Origin of the sequence: Wolbachia endosymbiont (group A) of Pherbina coryleti (assembly GCF_964026875.1) — a bacterium.
GTDB lineage: Bacteria > Pseudomonadota > Alphaproteobacteria > Rickettsiales > Anaplasmataceae > Wolbachia > Wolbachia pipientis.
On the sequence record NZ_OZ034706.1, the window covers coordinates 252,021 to 269,855 of the forward strand.

The window sequence follows — 17,835 nt, forward strand, 5'->3', positions numbered from 1 at the left end:
GTTAAATAATCAATTGACTATTTGCGCTCTTATGTTAGAAATTTTATACCTTGGCGGGCGTAGCTCAGTTGGTAGAGCGTCAGTTTGTGGTACTGAATGTCGCCAGTTCGATCCTGGTCGCTCGCCCCACTAAAGTTTTCTACTTTACAGAAATATGAACAAATGGTAATATATCAATTTATTATGGAGGTTGTATGGATAAAGGAGATTTAATACTTTTAGGTGCAGTATCAGTAATAGGAGCATTGACAGGTTTGGGATTGAGTTTTACAGCTTTGTCACCTTTGGTTATAGGTGGAATTGTTGCTGCCGTTCCTTCAATATTATTCGCTGCATATTTGATATACAATGATGTAAAAATAGGAGAATTCTCCAAAACAGATCTTTTCATGCTTGCTTGTTTCTGCGTTGCAAGTGCTGCAATTGGAGTTGGCCTTGCTGCAGCCGCAACTGCTATTTTTCCTGGCGCAATGCTTGGAATGGGCTCTGCAGCTTTAGCAGGTGCTGTAATAGGAGCCATAGCACCAATTGCAGGGGTCTTTGCAGCCATAGCTACACTATCTGCTGCTGAAAAAGTAAATGAATACATCATCTCTCCTATAGTTGAGTGTTTTTCTTCAAAAAAGCAGGACGTTTAAGCTAACCAAAAAGGTTTCTGTTATTCCAGTGTGCAACATTGGAATAACAAGATTTGACATTAACCGCTAATAGTTAGAATATTAGTAGAGTAAGAATTACTCAAGAAGGCATGCATAAATATGATGTAGTAGTAGTAGGTGGTGGTCATGCAGGGTGCGAAGCTGCTGCTGCTGCAGCTCGCCTTGGTGCAAACACGCTGCTTATAACTCATAAAATTTCAACTATAGGGGAAATGTCCTGCAATCCAGCAATCGGAGGAGTTGCAAAGGGCGTTGTAGTCAGGGAAGTTGACGCTCTTGATGGAATAATGGGAAGAGCAATCGATCAAGCAAGTATACACTCAGTCATTTTAAATAGCAGCAGAGGTGCGGCGGTGTGGGGACCACGTGCACAGGCAGACCGAAAATTGTACAAGCAAGCAATACAGGAAATTATTCTAAATTATAACAATTTGACGGTAAAAGAAGAGTCGGTTGACGATTTCCTTATAGAGAGTAATAACAATGGAGAATTGTGCATTAAAGCTGTAATAACAAGCTCAGGGGAACATATACTAACAGGTAAAGTTGTTTTAACTACGGGAACTTTCCTGCAAGGTGTAATTCATATAGGAGAGCAGGTAACTCCTTCAGGGAGAATGGGAGATAAGCCTGCAGTAGAACTTGCAAATACGTTGAAGAAATATAATTTTAAATTAGGTAGATTGCGCACCGGAACTCCGCCAAGGCTTGATCGTGGCACTATAAACTGGTCAATATTGCAAGAACAAGTGGGTGATAATCCACCTGTGCCGTTTTCTTATCTCACAGAAAAAATTAACCAACCTCAGGTATCATGCTTTATTACCCATACTAATGAAAACACGCATAAAATAATTAGAGAGAATCTGCACAGGTCAGCTTCTTCGTATTTGGATGATATTATAGCACCAAGATACTGCCCATCCATTGAAACTAAGGTTAAAAAATTCGCAGAAAAAAGTAGTCATCAAATATTTTTAGAACCAGAGGGCTTGAATGATGATACTATATACCCGAACGGAATTTCAAATTCATTGCCTATTGAAGTGCAGTGTGAAATGATAAAGAGTATCAAGGGACTTGAAAATGCAGAAATACTAAGACCTGGATATGCAGTTGAGTATGACTATATTGATCCACGAGAACTAAGCCATACTCTTGAAACTAAGAAAATTAAAGGCCTATATTTTGCTGGCCAAATTAATGGCACTACTGGATATGAAGAAGCAGCAGGGCAAGGAATTATTGCCGGAATTAATGCAGCACTCTCTGCATCTGAAAAAAAAGAAAGCTTTGTTCTTCATCGCACAGACTCATATATCGGCGTAATGATAGATGATCTAGTCACCAAAGGGGTGATCGAACCTTATAGATTATTTACCTCACGTGCAGAATATAGGCTAGCTATCAGGTCAGACAATGCAGATAGAAGATTAACACAAAAAGGTTATGATATTTCCCTTGTTTCGCATGAGAGATACTCTGTTTTACAGAATAAACTTGAATCCATTAAGCAGCTTGAAGAGAAGTTAGGGAGTCTGACGATTACTCCTGAGCAGCTTAGGTCTTATGGTATCAAAATATCTTATGATGGGATAAGAAAAACGGCACTAGATTTACTTAGCTATCCAAACATCGACTGGAATAAATTACAAGAAATATGGCCGGAGTTAAGCAGCATCACGCGCTGGGATGGCACCGCAATGGGTAGCATAACTAAGAATGAAATATGTGAAGCGGTTGAAATTGAAGCAAAATACAAACCTTATCTAATAAGACAAGAAGCGGATATGAAGTTTTTACGAGAGGAAATTAACACTCAAATTCCAATTGATTTTAACTATTCACAAGTTAAAGGCCTGTCAAGTGAAGTAATAGAAAAGTTGCAGACGATAAAACCAGCGACGATTGGCATTGCAAAGCAAATACAAGGCATCACTCCTGCAGCGATAGTGAGCATATTAGTGTATTTGAGAAACAGGAAAACGAAAGTGGCTGCTAATTTTGTATGAGGTGTTCTATGTCAAAAATCGAAGAATTTCGTTCTTTTATGCACGAGATAAACGTTGATGCATTTATGTTGCATACTAAAGATGAATATTTAAATGAGTATTCAGAGGAGCTAACAAAGCTGTGTGGCTTTACAGGAACAAATGGGCTACTTATCGTTACAAAAGACAACAAGTGCCCATTTTTTACGGATGGACGCTATATTACACAAGCTCGCAATCAGCTCGATCGGGGCAATTTTCAAGTATATAATATACAAGAAGAGGATCCACGCGAATGGATAAAAGCAAACTTAACATCGACTGCCTCACTAGGTTATTATTTGCAATATTTTACCATCGAAGATATAAGAAAGTATGAGAATATCTGTAAATTAATACCCTGTTTAGCTGGAAAAAAAAGTGACTATCGAAAACAAGCAGTGGTTTTACATTCTATTAAATATGCTGGTAAAAGTAGTAAGGACAAATGTGAAAAAGTCGCTAAAAGTATAGATAAAGAAGCTGAAGCAGTACTTTTAACTGATCCAAATTCAATTTCTTGGTTATTAAATTTAAGAAATGAAAATGCTAAATATACTCCATGTATATTGGGCCGTGCTATATTGTATAAAAGCGGTAATGTTGATTTGTTTATTCAAGATAAAGAACATTCAACTATAGAAGCAAATTTAGGCAACCATATAAATATTTTTGATATTAGTGAGCTAGAAAATTCGCTGCACAAGCTAAATTCAATAGTTATAGATCCAAACACAACTCCAATGAGTATCATGGCTGTAATAAAAGATAAACAGGTAGCTGAGAGAGAAGATCCTTGTCTAATTTATAAAGCAGCAAAAAACCAAACTGAAATAGCTGGGGCTATAAATGCGCATATCAGAGATGGAGTGGCAGTTACAAATTTTCTATATTGGCTTGAAAATAATGTTGGTACAGAACTTGAAGCTGAAGAAAAGATTTTAGAATACAGAAAAGAGCAGAATTTGTTTAAACAATTGAGCTTTCCAACAATTTCCGCATTTAATGAAAATGGTGCAATAATTCACTATCGTGCAAGCAGTAAGACGAATAAGGTAATTCAGAAAAATGGACTATATTTGATTGACTCTGGTGGCCAGTACCTTGGCGGCACAACTGATGTGACAAGAACTGTAGTAGTTGGTAATCCAACTGATGAACAAATAACCCACTATACAATAGTACTCAAAGCTCACATTGCTATAGCAAGTGTCGTCTTTCCCCCCGGCACTACTGGTGGAGAATTGGATATATTGGCACGTACGCATTTATGGAAATTTGGAATGGACTATATGCATGGTACAGGGCATGGAGTAGGAAGTTACCTATCAGTACACGAAGGACCACAAGCAATATCAAAAAGTAATAAAGTAAAATTAGTACCAGGTATGATACTATCCAACGAACCTGGCTATTACATTCCGGGAGAGTATGGAATAAGAATTGAAAATCTGATGTATGTTGACAGGCAAGAGAATGGCTTCTTAAACTTTAAACAACTGACCTCTATTCCATATGATAGAAGACTAATAAATGTGCAAATGCTTACTAAGGATGAAATTGAATGGATAAATGGCTACCATCAATTTGTCTATAAAAACTTAGAAAATAGCGTAAAAGATAAGGAATGGTTAAAGAAGGTATGTGACCCTTTATAAGCAAAGGAGCATTTTTTATTATTTAAAAAGTATTAATGCAATTGTGACAGGTATTTTGTATTGTTTTTAATTTTAAAATAATATATAATAAAGAACACGTATTTTTAGGTAGGTTATAATTATGATAGACAAAGGGCAAGAAGATGAATTTATGAAGCAGTATATGGATACTTGCAAAGAGCAAATAGAAAAATTAGCCAAGGATCCTGAATTGCTTAATCAGACTTTAAAACCATTTATGCAAATGTCTCAGCAGCTTATGGCTGGCGGTATGTTAGAAGGGGCTATGCCTGGCATGATACCTGATTTGGGCAGTATGGATGTTAACAAGATGATTGCTCAGATGAAGGAAATGATTGACTACATAAGAGGTAACTATAAGGAACTAATGAAAGAGCACAGCTCGCAGATTCAAGAGCTTGATGAATCCAGTAAAAAGCTAAGAGGCTTAGTTAAAAAATTGATAGAAAAGATCGAAAGTAAGTAAATAACATCTGGATTTCTGTCATTCTATATACAACTTTCTAGTTGGACGGTAAGTCGAGGTCAATTATTGATGCCATGCAAGTAGTGTAGCTACTTGCATAGCATTTATACCAGTTTTCGTAAATAAATAAGGTACGTTGCTTAAGGCTGCAGTTATAGTGAGGTATTTTTTCTAGTTTGTTTTCTTATTTCTGAGGTTTATAGCTAAGGTTTTCCCTACGTCATACCGCGATTCATTCGCGGTATCTCAGCCGCTAACGAGTAGCGGAATGACGGTTTTTCAAATCGTCGATGAACCTAAGTTACTTTATCTGTAGTATCGGGAACGTAATTGCACATTGGTTTTACAAATGTGAAAATTAGTGTTAAATAAAAATATAAACGCAAAAGGAAAAGAAATGATTGAACTTAAAGGCCCAGAAATTTGTGCAGGCGGAAATAAGAAAAATTTGATTATTTTTTTACATGGTTGGGGCTCAAGTGGCGATAATTTTATTCACCTTGCCAAAGTTATGAGCAAGTTTTTACTGGGTTCATATTTTGCAGTACCCAATGCTCCGTTTGAGAGAGAAATAGGTGATGGTTATCAGTGGTTCAGTTTGGAAGATCGTAGTGAGGAAGCGCTATATAATGGAGTAAAAAATGCTACATCAATTGTAAATCATTTCATTGATACAAAATTAAAGGAGCTTAATTTAAAAGATACGCAACTTTCTTTAGTTGGATTTTCTCAAGGAGCAATGCTTGCAATACATACAGCTCTCACCCGCTCTCAATCCTGTGCATCAGTTGTTGCATACTCTGGTAGGTTTCTTTTACCTTCAAAAACTGCACCAGAGATCAAATCAAAACCTAACATATGTGTTATCCATGGTGATGCTGACGACGTGGTACCTTTTTCGTCCCTCGACTTAGCGGTTAAAGCTCTGAAAGAAAATGGAGTAAATGTTGAAGGGCACCCAATTCATGGATTAGGGCATATTATCAATGAAGAGGGAATAAAATTAGGAGTAGAATTTATCAAGAAGAACTTTAAAAATTAATTTTCATGCACTTGTTTTGCTTTGGTTATGGATATGTAGCTAAATTTTTATCGAAAAAACTACTGAACTTAGGTTGGAAAGTTAGTGGCACATCAAGAAGTAAAAATATACAAAATGTAATCCTCTGTAATTATGAGAAAGTTAGCCAAGGTCTGCTTAAAAGTGCAACGCACGTTTTAATTTCTATTCCTCCAGATGGCGATGATGTTGTGGAGAGATACGGTGATTGCCTGCAAAATGTTAAATGGCTTGGTTATTTGTCTGCAACTAGCGTCTATGGTGATCACTCTGGTAATTGGGTTGATGAGGAATCTAAAACAAAACCTATAGAAATCAGAGGAGAAAAGCGCCTTAAATCTGAAAGGAAGTGGCTAAATAGCAGATTGCCTGTACATATTTTTCGTTTAGCTGGAATATACGGTCCTGGTAGGAACGTGTTAATTGACTTGCAGCTTGGCAAAGCAAGAAATGTGAAAAAAGAAGGGCATTTTTTTTCTCGTATTCACGTTGAAGATATATCGAATATTTTATTTTCTTCCATGCAAAACATAAAACCTGGTGAAATATACAATTGTGCAGACGATTTACCCACTACACGATCTGAAGTGATAATGTATGCGGCCAAACTTCTCAATGTTAGCCCTCCAGAGCCAATTGAGTTACCAGATTATGCACAGAGTTTTTATTTAGGATCAAAAAAAGTAAGTAATGTTAAAATTAAAAAAGATCTTAATGTCTCTCTAATTTATCCTAACTACAAGGTGGGATTAGAGAGTTTGCACGTAAACAAAACTGAAATCACATCAGAATGATAGATAGGCTTATTGTCACTGCCATTAAGTTAAGGAAAGAATGGTTAAAAACTGAACTAAAAAGTCAGAAATAATTAAGGATTTATGACAAATGCTGAAACAGAATAGAGTAAACTTTAAAGTAGATAAACTCTGAAGTGTAAATTACTTAAGAAATAGTGACCTTACCCAGAAAAAGTGGAGAGAAAGAAAAGAGTTTTTTTGGGTAAAATAAAATTTTGGAGGATTAGAAATGGTAAGAGAATATACAGCAGAATTCAAATTGGAAGCTGTTAAGCTGGCAAATGAACAAAGAAAGGTAGGTCAACCAGTTGCAAAAGTAGCAAGAGATCTAGGAATAAGGGATAGTGTATTAGGAAAATGGATGAAGAAATATAACGAAAAAAAGTCAGCGGCAAATGCATTTCCAGATGTAGCACCTTATGACAAAGAGAGGTTTGATTTACAAAGCAAGAGTAACAAGGGAAAGAGACATTTAAAAAAAAGCCCTGGCCAGTCAAAAAGAGTAAAATATTTTTTTATATAGTAACTGCTATAAAGTACAGGAATTATGTAGGATTTTCTGCTAGTGGCTACTATAAGTGGACCACAAGAAAAATAAGCAGTAGAGAATCAGCAAATAAAGAGCTACTCGAAGCTATTCAAAAAATATATCAAGTTTCTAAATGTAGATATGGAGCTCCTAAAATTCATGCTGAATTGAAGGCTTTGGGTAAAAGTTGCAATTTGAAAACGGTGCAAAGTATTATGCAGAAAAATGACATCAGGGCTATACTGAGAAGAAAGTTTAAAATTAAAAAACAACAAACAGATAATAGAGCTGTAGCTCCCAATATATTAGATCAAAACTTTATTGTTGATCAACCAAATAAAGTATGGGATTACTTACATCAAAACCAAGGAGGGATGGCTATATTTGGCAGCAATAATTCTCACGTATGGTAGTTAATGAGTAGTGCAATAAATAAACAATTGGTTATGAACTCTTTATTAATGGCCATTAATAGGCGTAAACCTGTTAAAAATCTACTGCTGCACAGTGACCAAGGTTCACAATATACTGCGCAAGGGTATCAATATCTCTTAGCTGTAAAGAATATAGATGAGTAATAAAGGCTGTTGTTACGACAATTCTGTTGCAGAAAGCTTCTTTAGCTCATTGAAAAGAGAAATACTTATTGATACTTCACAACACTCTGCTCAACAAACTAGAACTGCAATATTTGAATACATAGAAATTTTTTATAACAAACAACGTCACTATTAACTATTGCATTCCTGAGCATTTTGATTCATCATTCTCTTTGTGAAAAACATTCCACACTTTCTCTCCACTTTTTCTGGGTAAGGTCATATGTGTACATCCCCATCATGAATACTATTTTCGGTAAAATCTCTTACAACGCTCAAAAGCAGAAAAACAAAAACTTGATTTTCTCAGCTAAATAGTGGACCATCAAAAGCACGCATAAATATCTACAATGAAAGAAAAAACTTTCACAATCATCGATGGCTATGGTTTTCTTTTCAGAGCTTACTATGTACTACCTCACTTAATTACCACAACAGGAATGCCAATAGGTGGTGTATATGGCTTTCTGAATATGGTTCTTAAGTACATTGCCCATTCGGACTACTTAACTATAGCACTTGATGCAGGGAAAAAGAATTTTAGGCACAATTTATATCCTGAGTACAAAGCGAACAGAGTAACGCCTCCTGAGGATCTAACTCCACAGTTCACCATACTGAGGGAAGCGGTAGAAGCTTTTAACCTCAGCTATGAAGAGATTGAAGGTTATGAAGCAGATGATATAATCGCAACACTAGCTGCAAAATACGCCAACCACCAAGACTTTAAAGTGGTAGTCGTTTCATCAGATAAAGATTTGTTCCAGCTTTTGAATTACAACATTCTAATATTTGATCCTATTAAAAATATATACATAGATGAAAAACAAGTAATAGAAAAATTTGGTGTAAACTCACACAAGCTTCTTGATTTATTTTCTCTAACTGGTGATGCATCTGACAACATTCCAGGCGTTCCGGGAATAGGTCCGAAGACTGCAGCTAAATTACTGGATGAATTTGATTCATTGAATAATATTATAGAGAACATTGATAATATCGAGCAAACGAGGATTCGTAATATTCTCACCGAACATAAGGAAAAAGCTCTAATTTCAAGAGAACTTTTATCACTATGCGAAAAAGTAGACCTTCAACATGATATTGCAAAATATGAAGTCCATTCTCCAAATATGGAAAAACTATTATCCTTTTTAAAGAAGTATGAATTCAATTCCTTAATAGGGAAAGTGGAAAAGCTTTTTTCCTATAATGGGTCTAGCACAAAAGAGAAAATAGAATATAGTAGTGAAGAGTTAGAGAAATTTTTGGAGCATTGTAGATATGAAGGCAGAATTGCAATTCATTGCCACTTTGAAGACAACTTATTAAATAAAATTTCCTTATCTTATAGCGAAAGTAATATTTTTTATATAGAGCAAGACAGCATACAAGATGCACTCATTATAATTAACTCAACTTTACTCTCAAATGGGGCGCTTAAAATAATACATAACATTAAAGAAATCAGGAAAATCTTCCCTACAGTAGAGAAGATGCTAGATTCAGTTGATGATTTGATGATAATGTCGTATAGCTTGGATACAGGAAAGCATGATCACAGTATTCCAAACATAGTTGCGCATAATTTGAGTGAAAATGCAGAAATTTTCTCGGCAAAAACTTTAATAGCAATTCATGAAAAGCTAAAGCAAAGGTTATTTCAGGAAAAATTGCTCACAATTTACGAGCGCTTCGATAAGCCACTTATGAAAGTAATATTTGATATGGAGAAAAATGGGATATTACTGAACATACAAAAATTACAGGAGCTGTCCGATAAATTTCAGCAGGTAATTGCCGTGCTTGAAGATGAGATATATAATTTGGCAGGAGAAAGATTTAATATTGCTTCGCCAAAACAATTAAGTGATGTTTTGTTTAACAAAATGGGGCTTAATAAAAAGAAAAAGTCAAAAAAATCTGGATCGTATAGCACCAATTATGAAGTTCTAGAGGCACTCGAAGAAGAAGGGGTAGAAATCGCAAGTAAAATCTTAAATTGGCGACATTTAAGTAAATTAAAAGGCACCTACACTGATGCATTAATAAAGCAAGTTGATCCACTTGATGGTAGAATACACACAAGCTTTTCAACGACTGCAACTGCAACTGGAAGGCTGAGCTCCAGCAATCCTAATTTACAGAATATTCCTATCAGAAGCGAAGAGGGAAATCTTATCAGACAAGCATTTATTGCGCCAAAAGGGCATAAGATAATTTCTGCTGACTATTCACAAATAGAGTTAAGACTCCTGGCACACGTTGCAAACGTTGCAGCATTTAAAGAAGCTTTTGCAAACGGACAAGATATTCATGAGATCACCGCTAGGCAAGTTTTTGGAGTGCAAGAAATAGATGAGCAATTAAGACGCAAAGCAAAATCCATCAATTTTGGAATTATATATGGCATTAGCCCATTTGGTCTTGCAAAGCGGCTTGGAATTACCATTGCGGAAGCTGCTGAATACATTAATTACTATTTTTCCTGTTACCCAGAAATAAAGGCCTATATGGAAAAAGCAGTGTCTATCGCAAGATTGCATGGTTATGTAGAAACTTTGTTTGGCAGGAGATGCTTTGTAAGAGACATAAACAATACAATTCCTTATATAAGACAATTTGCAGAAAGGGCAGCAATAAACGCACCACTGCAAGGAACCGCTGCTGATATAATAAAACGTGCGACAATTCAGCTTTTTGACCAATTGAAAGTAGGTAAAATAATCCTCCAGGTTCACGATGAACTACTGGTTGAAGTAGAGGACGAAAAGGTACAAGAAACAGCAAAACTTATGAAAGATATAATGGAAAATGCAATAGAAATTTCTGTACCACTTGAAGTAGAAATAAAAGTTGGCGACAACTGGGGTCTAAATTCCCTTAATTATGACTTAAACATCGTGAATTCTAGGAGTATAAATCATTTGAACTAATACGAAAAATATGTTAGAATAGAACATAGCAAATGCAAATAGGTCAGCCATGATAGGCCCACAAGTAAAAAGTTCAAAACCTCCAAAGTTACCTACTCAGGTAACTAACAAAGATGAGAAAGTTTTTAAATTTGAAAAAGAGAAACATCAGTTAATCTATCGTACTTTCCTAGATATTTTTAAAAATCCAGAAAAACTAGAAGAGCAAACGAAACAGGAAATAGAAAAGAAGGAACAGGAAATAGAAAAGAAGAAACAGAAATTGAAAGAAAAACAAAAATTACAGAGTGATCTGAAGTCATTAAAGGAACGGTTACCTCGATTACAGGATGAAAATGAAAAGAAAATTTTTACTTTTGTATTTGAGAATAGTGGAAAGATATTCAACAATGTCAATCCAGAAGATATAAAATCACTCAGTGAAGAGAATTTTTCTCAGTTTTTACTTTCCGTATTTGAGAAAATTAGAGAGAAAAAATTAGCTAATGAGGAGAATCTCAAGAATGGTAAAATAAAAGAAGTAGTAGATGACTGTGTAGCTGATATACGCGGTACAGAAGCTAAAGATTCATCCATAAAGTTCGTATTGGAAATGCCGCTGCTGCTAATTGGAGGGATCAAAATAGACCCGAAAAATATTTCTGGCTCCTTTATGGATGGGGTGAAAGAAAAAATACCATTCTTAGGTAAAGACAAAAAAGAGGAAGATGAACCACCACTTAGTGATGAAGAGATGGTAACAACGTTCTTAAGCAAGATCTTTTTTCCTGTCCTTCTTTCCACTATTCCAATGTTAATTTTTGGTCCTACTACACTCGGAGTAGTTGTTGCTGCTATTGGTGCAATATTCGTCATAAAAGGAGGAGTGGAGGTTCTTTTTTCAAATGACAAAAAAGGTACTTTATATAACCCTCATTCGCAAGATGAAAAGAAAAAAGAAGGATGGGATGGGAAAGTTCTTGATGGTATCAATACAATTTTAAAAACTTCAGTCAAAGGAGCTGAGAAATGCACCTCTGTTTCTGAACAAATTTCCCAAGGAAAAGAAAAGAGTGAACAACAGCATGTTCCTGAGAAAGTTTCCCAGAAAAATGAAAAGAGTGAACAACAACCTAACCCTATGCTTGAAAAAATTAGTGTTGGTCAGCAAGCTAAAAACACAGTGCGGCAGACAAGTAAGACTCCTTAGGTTTGCCAAAAAGTGAGTTGTGTAAGAGGTCTACTATTATTCTATAGCACATACAACAGGAGTATGGTCAGACGGATTTTCTAGCTTACGCAATCTATCATCTATGTAGCATGTTTCCAATTTATCTACAGCTTGTGGTGATAACAGCATATAATCTATTCGCATTCCTTGATTATTTCTGAGTGAATTGCCTTGATAATGCCACCAAGTGAATTGTTGCAAATTTGGGTGAGATATTCTAAACGCATCTTTAAACCCAAGATTCAAGATCGCTCTTAACTTCTCACGTTCTCTTATATGAAAGCACACTTGGCCATTCAATAAGTTTGAATCAAAGACATCAATTTCATCCGGTGCAACATTATAATCGCCAGCTATAATAGTTAACTCTTCATTCTTTAACAAAGTGCTCATCCTTTCATATAGATTATCAAAAAACTTGAGTTTATATTCAAATGCTTGAGAGTCCGGGCTTTGACCGTTTGGAACGTATACACTTCCCACCCTTACCTTCTGATTATTGTGCTTTATTATGCACTCTATATAACGCGCTTCTTGATAACCTTCTACGATATCAATCTTAAACTTCTCCAGTATCGGATATTTAGATAAAACACAAACGCCATTTCTTGCAACTTGTCCATAGATAGCATATTCATATCCTAACTTTTCTATCTCCGCATAAGGAAATTGCTCTTCCGTACATTTTATCTCTTGCAGCAAAACTATATCTATCTGACTATCAACTATAAAACTACAAAGTTGGTTAACTCTTTTACGTATGGAGTTTACATTCCAAGTTGCAATCTTTAGCATCAGCAATCCTTATTAATTATATCAATTAAACTCTCCCCAGTAGGCAACCTCGATGTTATAATTTTTTTCCACTTGATTAACTTTAAACTATCAGCAATGTTTTTACTCATGGTATATGCAACTGTATTATTCATCACATGAGATAGCCCACTTTTTAGAACTAATGAACAAAATACCCTTGCTGTCTGTGAGGAAAAAAAAGCAACACTACCAATTTTACCATCCAACAGTAAATTTTTACACCTATTAGTTAGACTCCTTTTAATGATTGTTTTATAGAGTACAACTTCTCTTACGTTAAAATCTTCTTCAGATAATCTCTTTTTTAGGTCACATGATACTTCTTGTCCTCTTATATATAAGAACTTTATTGCACTTGAATAGTGAGCTTTTATGAATGATATCAGACCATCAACGTTGCTGTCTGCTGAGATTATATCAGAAAATCCCAAATTTTTTGCAGCCTGCATGGTTGAATTACCAACTGTAATAATCGGAAAGTCATCCACTTTGCATATTTGACTAAAAGCCTTTACACTGTTTTTACTTGTGGATATTACAACGTCAAATTCGTGTGCAGATATATCAGGATTTAAGTACTTTATTGTGAATACTGGTTCTATATAAACTTTGTATCCATACTTTCTCAATATATTTCTTGTATTGAACGAATCCAATAAAGGCCTCGTTAATAAAATAGACTTCATTCTGATTTATTTTACTACCAGTAAAATAGTACCCTTTATACACAAATTACTGAATAAAAACTTTTATTTTGATAGCTTGAGCAATTATTCAAGTAATTGATGTGGAAGTAGGAGTACTAAGCGCTCCTACCTCAATAAGCCCACAATTTCTGCTTACACTTTTTTGACGCTAATTACATCGAACTCTTTTGAATGGCTTCCTTCAGTGGAATTATATAGCTAATATTCCTGTATAAGTTAAATAAGTTAATACTTAAGCTTGTACTCTTGCAGTATTTGAAGAGAGATTCTCAAGGACGTTTTTTGTCTGTGGTTCACTAATCATAGTTTGAACGATATTAGCTGCCATAATAACACAGCCTAGAATAAAAAAAGGCGTAGAAACAAAATAAATAACAGAAGACTCAAAAAGCGACATAGATGCAATACCTCCTATTAGAAATGAAGCACTGGATGCTATATCAAGATAGATCTTTGTTAACTTTTTTTGTCCTGGAGTGTTTTTTATGCCAGATTTCTTATTAAGATTCTGTTGTCGGGAATGATCATTTAGTGACCATATATTTAAAGCAAACGAAAGTGCACTGAATATAGTGCCGGCAATACTAAAATACAGACTTAAGACAGGAATATTCAAGACCAATGCCGCTATGTATCCAATGAAAGAGATAGTAGATAGTGTAGTAACTAAGCGTTTCGAGTAAGTTCGTACCTTCTTTCTGTAGGCTAACTTATCTTTTTCACCATACATAGCATAAATATTACCTAATATGTTATATTATAACATTAATTAATTCAATAAGCAATATGGAAGCTAAGAGTGCCCGAGAGAAGACTTGAACTTCCACAACTTAAAAAGTTACTAGCACCTGAAGCTAGCGCGTCTACCAATTCCGCCACCCGGGCTTTTTATAGTTTACTATGTTAAAGTTAAATAATATACTTAAACAATTTTTAGTTCAAAGGTAATGCCAAATCTAGATCAAATATTTTTTGCTCAAAACAATGTTAATATTAATAACGTATATAAAATAGTCAATAACGCTTTGAGCAATAGCGATGGTGGTGAGCTGTTTCTAGAATTTTGCCAGTCGGAGTCCCTGGTTTTTGAGGATAACATATTAAAACACATGGACTTGAATACTAGAAGGGGATTTGGTTTAAGGTCTTTTTGTGAAGATAGTACATCTTTCGTTTGTTCTTCTGAGATCAGCGAAAAAGAAATTAGTAATGCTGCTTCTATGGTAAAAAGCTCAGTGTCTTTAAACAAGACAAATTCAATAAATTTAAACGAAGAGACAAAAAGCCTATATTCGAGGATTAACCCTATAAATGAAATGGATCTGAATTCAAAGATTAAGCTACTCAATGAGGTTAATGAGTATGTAAGGTCCAAAAATAACTGCGTGAAGCAAGTAAAAATAACTCTAAGTGGAGAATGGCAAGTTGTACAAATAATAAAGAGTGATCACAGATTAAGCGATATCAGGCCTCTGGTACGTTTTAATGTGCTAGTCATTGTAGAAAAAGATGGCCGTACCGAAAGAGGTTCTGCAGGGCATGGTGGAAGGGACTCTTATAGTAAGTTTATTTCTGAGAAAAAGTGGAAAGAAGTTGCAAACCAAGCGTTAGAACAAGCACTGGTAAATCTTGAAGCAATTCCAACTCCAGCCGGAGAAATGACAGTCGTTTTAGGTCCAGGCTGGCCAGGAATATTGTTACACGAAGCCGTGGGTCATGGACTTGAGGGCGACTTCAATCGCAAAAAAGTCTCAGCATTTTCAAATTCTGTGGGTAAACAAGTAGCAGCTAGTGACATCACAGTAGTTGATGACGGAACTCTGCCCAATTTGCGCGGCTCTATCAGCGTAGACGATGAAGGCACTCCACCCAGTTATAATATATTGATAGAGGATGGGATCCTAAAAGGATACATGCAGGATCATATGAACGCTAAACTCATGGGTGTAAGCCCAACTGGTAATGGTAGAAGAGAAAGTTATAAAGAAGTTATTATGCCGCGCATGACAAACACCTATATGTTGCCCGGAAAGTATACACCGAAGGAAATAATATCTAGCGTAAAGAAAGGTCTATATGCAGTAAATTTCGGTGGTGGGCAGGTTGATATAACGTCAGGAAAATTTGTTTTTTCATCTTCGGAAGCTTACCTAATAGAAAATGGCAAAATTACACAGCCAGTAAAAGGAGCAACACTAATTGGTGACGGTCCAACAGTGTTGAAAAAAGTATCTATGGTTGGTAATGACTTAAAGTTAGATCCTGGTGTTGGCACATGCTCGAAAGATGGACAAAATGTGCCCGTTGGAGTTGGTCAGCCGACACTCAAAGTCGACGCAATAACTGTTGGTGGAACTGAGATATAGATAAGGGCTAAAACGGATTCCAGCGCACGGCGCACAGCTGTACAAACCATACGCGTCAAGTTAAGAGATTGTGAGCAAATTTAGAGAGGTTAAAGTGGATACTCTAGCCCTTCTACGTTTGTCTTTTAATGAAAATCGCGACCAAGTTATAGTGAGTTTTTTAAGAAATGCTTTTAAACTATTAATTTTGGTTAATACTAAAAATAACTCTCTAACCCGCCTTTTTAGCTCAATAAATGCCTTTGTTAAGCTAAGTTCTGTATTCTTTTTCACTTCTGTGCAACCAACTATGCCGTGAAATATAAGAATTGCGCACAATTTAGCATATAGTTCACATAATACTCTGCATGGCTTTCCTTTTAGCTTATCAAGCCTGATATGGCTTTTATACAATTTAAATAATAACTCAATTTGCCACCTTACTCTGTAAATCGTTAATACTTGCTCAGCACTAATTTTATTTTCTGGAACATTAGTTATAAATATTGACCAGTTCAACAATTTTTGATTTCTTTTAGAGGATCTGCGATCTTGCTAATCTATTAGCTTTCCTTCTTCTGCCCATAGACTGTTCTTCAGTTAGTTTCTGACATATAATTCTTACTCTAATTTTTGCTTCTTTTCCTAACAATACCTCGTTTTCTAAAAATAACTTATCCTCTCAACATTCTAATAACTCCATTTTTTGATTTGTTTCTACATCATATATGTTGGTATCGACGACTTATGAAATAAGCTCCTATTTCATTGATTTGTTTAAAAGAACTTGGCACAAAATAACCGAGATCAGATATTAGCAAATCATTGCTTAATATATTACTTAAATGTTTCCTATATCCCTGGTCTGATCTTACCCCCTCCGTTAAATTAAGTTGGTCTATTATCTGATTCATGTAGTCGAAAACTAATTGTAACTTTATTCCAGACTTAGTATTGCTTTCATAGCCACTGTAGCTAGTACCATAACCTTTATACATCTCTTCCATACTGTTAGGTAGAGTAATATAGCTACTGTCCAATAATTTAACACTATTAAATTGCTGTAAGATTTTGCAATCAACTTGCAAGATATTTTTAAAGAGAATCACAGATTCATTATACATCCTTTTCATAAATTCCACTGCTTCTTCAGTAAATCTAAAATCCAAACCTTGTTTTGTTATATCTATCGAGTCCTCGTTTAGTAATTGACACATTGTTTCTACGCTACAATTATCAACTCCTATATTACCCAAGACCATGGCTTTTACGAATGATGAACCTTTTAGCTTTCTCTTTCTTTTTATAAACCTTGTTGTAATTGAGATTTTCTCTGCTTTTTCATTAAAAAATTCTTTGAGCTTTTTTGATAAGCAAGTTATTTTATTCATTGGTTCTCTCACTAAAAGTATATCTGGGAGAACTTATACCTTATTATTCTATCTCTTTCATACCTTTATTTCCTTAACTTGACGCGTATGGTGAGTAAGATAGTATTGGCTACTGCAATGATGTCTAAAAATCAAGAGAAGAGAACACTTAAGTATTATTTTAGTGATGTAGGGGGCTACGTTGAGTTTTTCAATTGTTTGAATGCAATAAGAGTTGATGTTGTATACGAAGCTGGTTATGACAATGTTCCTGAGCAGATAAAACTAGGTATTATGCGGCATGTTTCTGCTCTTTACAAAAATCGTGAATCGGAGGTAAGTAGCCATTTATCTGAAGTGAAGAAGGTTTATTCTCCGTTTCGCGAACCAAAGGTTGTGTTGTAGCTCTTTCTTGTCATCCAAACTGGGCTACTACGTCATACCGTTACGGATAGATCCCGCTAACAAGCAGCGGGATGACGAGGTATAAACCTTATCGTCATACCGCCGCGGTATCTCAGCCGCTAACACGTAGCGGAATGACAGCAGTCCTACGTCATACCGTCACGGATAGATCCCGCTAACAAGTAGCGGGATGACGAGGTATAAACCTTATCGTCATACCGCGATTC

The 17,835-nt window shown here is 35.4% G+C and carries 17 protein-coding genes, 2 tRNA genes and 1 pseudogene; 15 read left to right on the top strand and 5 right to left on the bottom strand.

Translation table 11 applies throughout. From position 1 onward, the window contains the following. The first annotated feature begins 53 nt into the window (after positions 1-53). The 13 genes from AAGD87_RS01300 (at position 54) to AAGD87_RS01350 (ending at position 11,944) form a co-directional block, all read left to right on the top strand. Positions 54-129 (top strand) — tRNA-His (locus tag AAGD87_RS01300). Between the two features lie 65 nt (positions 130-194). Further along, on the top strand, positions 195-638 hold the full coding sequence (locus tag AAGD87_RS01305; protein ID WP_264339610.1) for a hypothetical protein: 444 nt from the start codon (positions 195-197) through the stop codon (positions 636-638). 110 nt (positions 639-748) lie between these two features. Next, entirely contained in the window at positions 749-2,671 is a 1,923-nt protein-coding gene (gene mnmG / locus AAGD87_RS01310; RefSeq protein WP_264339611.1) for a tRNA uridine-5-carboxymethylaminomethyl(34) synthesis enzyme MnmG, read from the top strand. A gap of 8 nt (positions 2,672-2,679) precedes the next feature. Beyond that, complete coding sequence (locus AAGD87_RS01315) at positions 2,680-4,347, top strand: aminopeptidase P family protein (RefSeq protein ID WP_341817665.1); 1,668 nt, start codon at positions 2,680-2,682, stop codon at positions 4,345-4,347. 121 nt (positions 4,348-4,468) lie between these two features. After that, on the top strand, positions 4,469-4,834 hold the full coding sequence (locus tag AAGD87_RS01320) for a hypothetical protein (protein WP_064125381.1): 366 nt from the start codon (positions 4,469-4,471) through the stop codon (positions 4,832-4,834). Positions 4,835-5,231: 397 nt separating this feature from the next. Then, complete coding sequence (locus AAGD87_RS01325; RefSeq protein WP_319606718.1) at positions 5,232-5,876, top strand: alpha/beta hydrolase; 645 nt, start codon at positions 5,232-5,234, stop codon at positions 5,874-5,876. Between the two features lie 5 nt (positions 5,877-5,881). Next, positions 5,882-6,688 (top strand): SDR family oxidoreductase, encoded by an 807-nt coding sequence (locus AAGD87_RS01330; protein ID WP_182309590.1) that lies wholly within the window; start codon positions 5,882-5,884, stop codon positions 6,686-6,688. A gap of 232 nt (positions 6,689-6,920) precedes the next feature. Then, positions 6,921-7,214, top strand: a complete 294-nt coding sequence (locus tag AAGD87_RS01335; protein WP_007548709.1) for a transposase — start codon at positions 6,921-6,923, stop codon at positions 7,212-7,214. A gap of 71 nt (positions 7,215-7,285) precedes the next feature. Further along, positions 7,286-7,633, top strand: a complete 348-nt coding sequence (locus tag AAGD87_RS01340; RefSeq protein ID WP_082246251.1) for an IS3 family transposase — start codon at positions 7,286-7,288, stop codon at positions 7,631-7,633. Between the two features lie 3 nt (positions 7,634-7,636). Continuing rightward, positions 7,637-7,798, top strand: a complete 162-nt coding sequence (locus tag AAGD87_RS07730) for a DDE-type integrase/transposase/recombinase (RefSeq protein WP_010082071.1) — start codon at positions 7,637-7,639, stop codon at positions 7,796-7,798. Next, positions 7,791-7,955 carry an IS3 family transposase gene (locus AAGD87_RS07735; RefSeq protein WP_010082072.1) on the top strand — a complete coding sequence of 55 codons (165 nt, stop codon included), beginning with the start codon at positions 7,791-7,793 and terminating at the stop codon, positions 7,953-7,955. Before AAGD87_RS07730 ends, AAGD87_RS07735 begins: the two co-directional genes overlap by 8 nt. Before the next feature lie 214 nt (positions 7,956-8,169). Continuing rightward, positions 8,170-10,755, top strand: a complete 2,586-nt coding sequence (gene polA, locus AAGD87_RS01345; RefSeq protein WP_338481758.1) for a DNA polymerase I — start codon at positions 8,170-8,172, stop codon at positions 10,753-10,755. 49 nt (positions 10,756-10,804) lie between these two features. Next, complete coding sequence (locus AAGD87_RS01350; RefSeq protein WP_264339616.1) at positions 10,805-11,944, top strand: hypothetical protein; 1,140 nt, start codon at positions 10,805-10,807, stop codon at positions 11,942-11,944. 36 nt (positions 11,945-11,980) lie between these two features. Here the strand turns inward: AAGD87_RS01350 and AAGD87_RS01355 are convergent, their stop codons facing one another. From AAGD87_RS01355 to AAGD87_RS01370, 4 genes are all read right to left on the bottom strand, one after another. Next, positions 11,981-12,760, bottom strand: coding sequence for an exodeoxyribonuclease III (locus tag AAGD87_RS01355; protein WP_006280373.1), 780 nt, complete (start codon positions 12,758-12,760; stop codon positions 11,981-11,983). Further along, positions 12,760-13,467, bottom strand: coding sequence for a uroporphyrinogen-III synthase (locus AAGD87_RS01360; protein WP_010962976.1), 708 nt, complete (start codon positions 13,465-13,467; stop codon positions 12,760-12,762). The genes AAGD87_RS01355 and AAGD87_RS01360 overlap by 1 nt, the downstream gene beginning before the upstream one ends. Before the next feature lie 253 nt (positions 13,468-13,720). Next, positions 13,721-14,218: a hypothetical protein gene (locus AAGD87_RS01365; RefSeq protein ID WP_010962975.1), complete on the bottom strand. Its 498-nt coding sequence runs from the start codon at positions 14,216-14,218 to the stop codon at positions 13,721-13,723. A gap of 70 nt (positions 14,219-14,288) precedes the next feature. Further along, positions 14,289-14,373, bottom strand: a tRNA-Leu gene (locus tag AAGD87_RS01370). A gap of 62 nt (positions 14,374-14,435) precedes the next feature. Between AAGD87_RS01370 and tldD the strand changes: the two genes are divergently transcribed. Then, a complete protein-coding gene (tldD, locus tag AAGD87_RS01375) occupies positions 14,436-15,854 on the top strand; it encodes a metalloprotease TldD (protein ID WP_341817666.1) in 1,419 nt (472 codons plus the stop codon). Between the two features lie 60 nt (positions 15,855-15,914). On the opposite strand, the pseudogene AAGD87_RS01380 reads toward tldD, so the two are convergent. Continuing rightward, a pseudogene (locus AAGD87_RS01380) lies at positions 15,915-17,224 on the bottom strand (IS4 family transposase). An 87-nt stretch (positions 17,225-17,311) separates the two neighbouring features. Between AAGD87_RS01380 and AAGD87_RS01385 the strand changes: the two are divergent. After that, positions 17,312-17,608 (top strand): head-tail connector protein, encoded by a 297-nt coding sequence (locus AAGD87_RS01385; RefSeq protein WP_341817667.1) that lies wholly within the window; start codon positions 17,312-17,314, stop codon positions 17,606-17,608. Positions 17,609-17,835 lie beyond the last annotated feature (227 nt).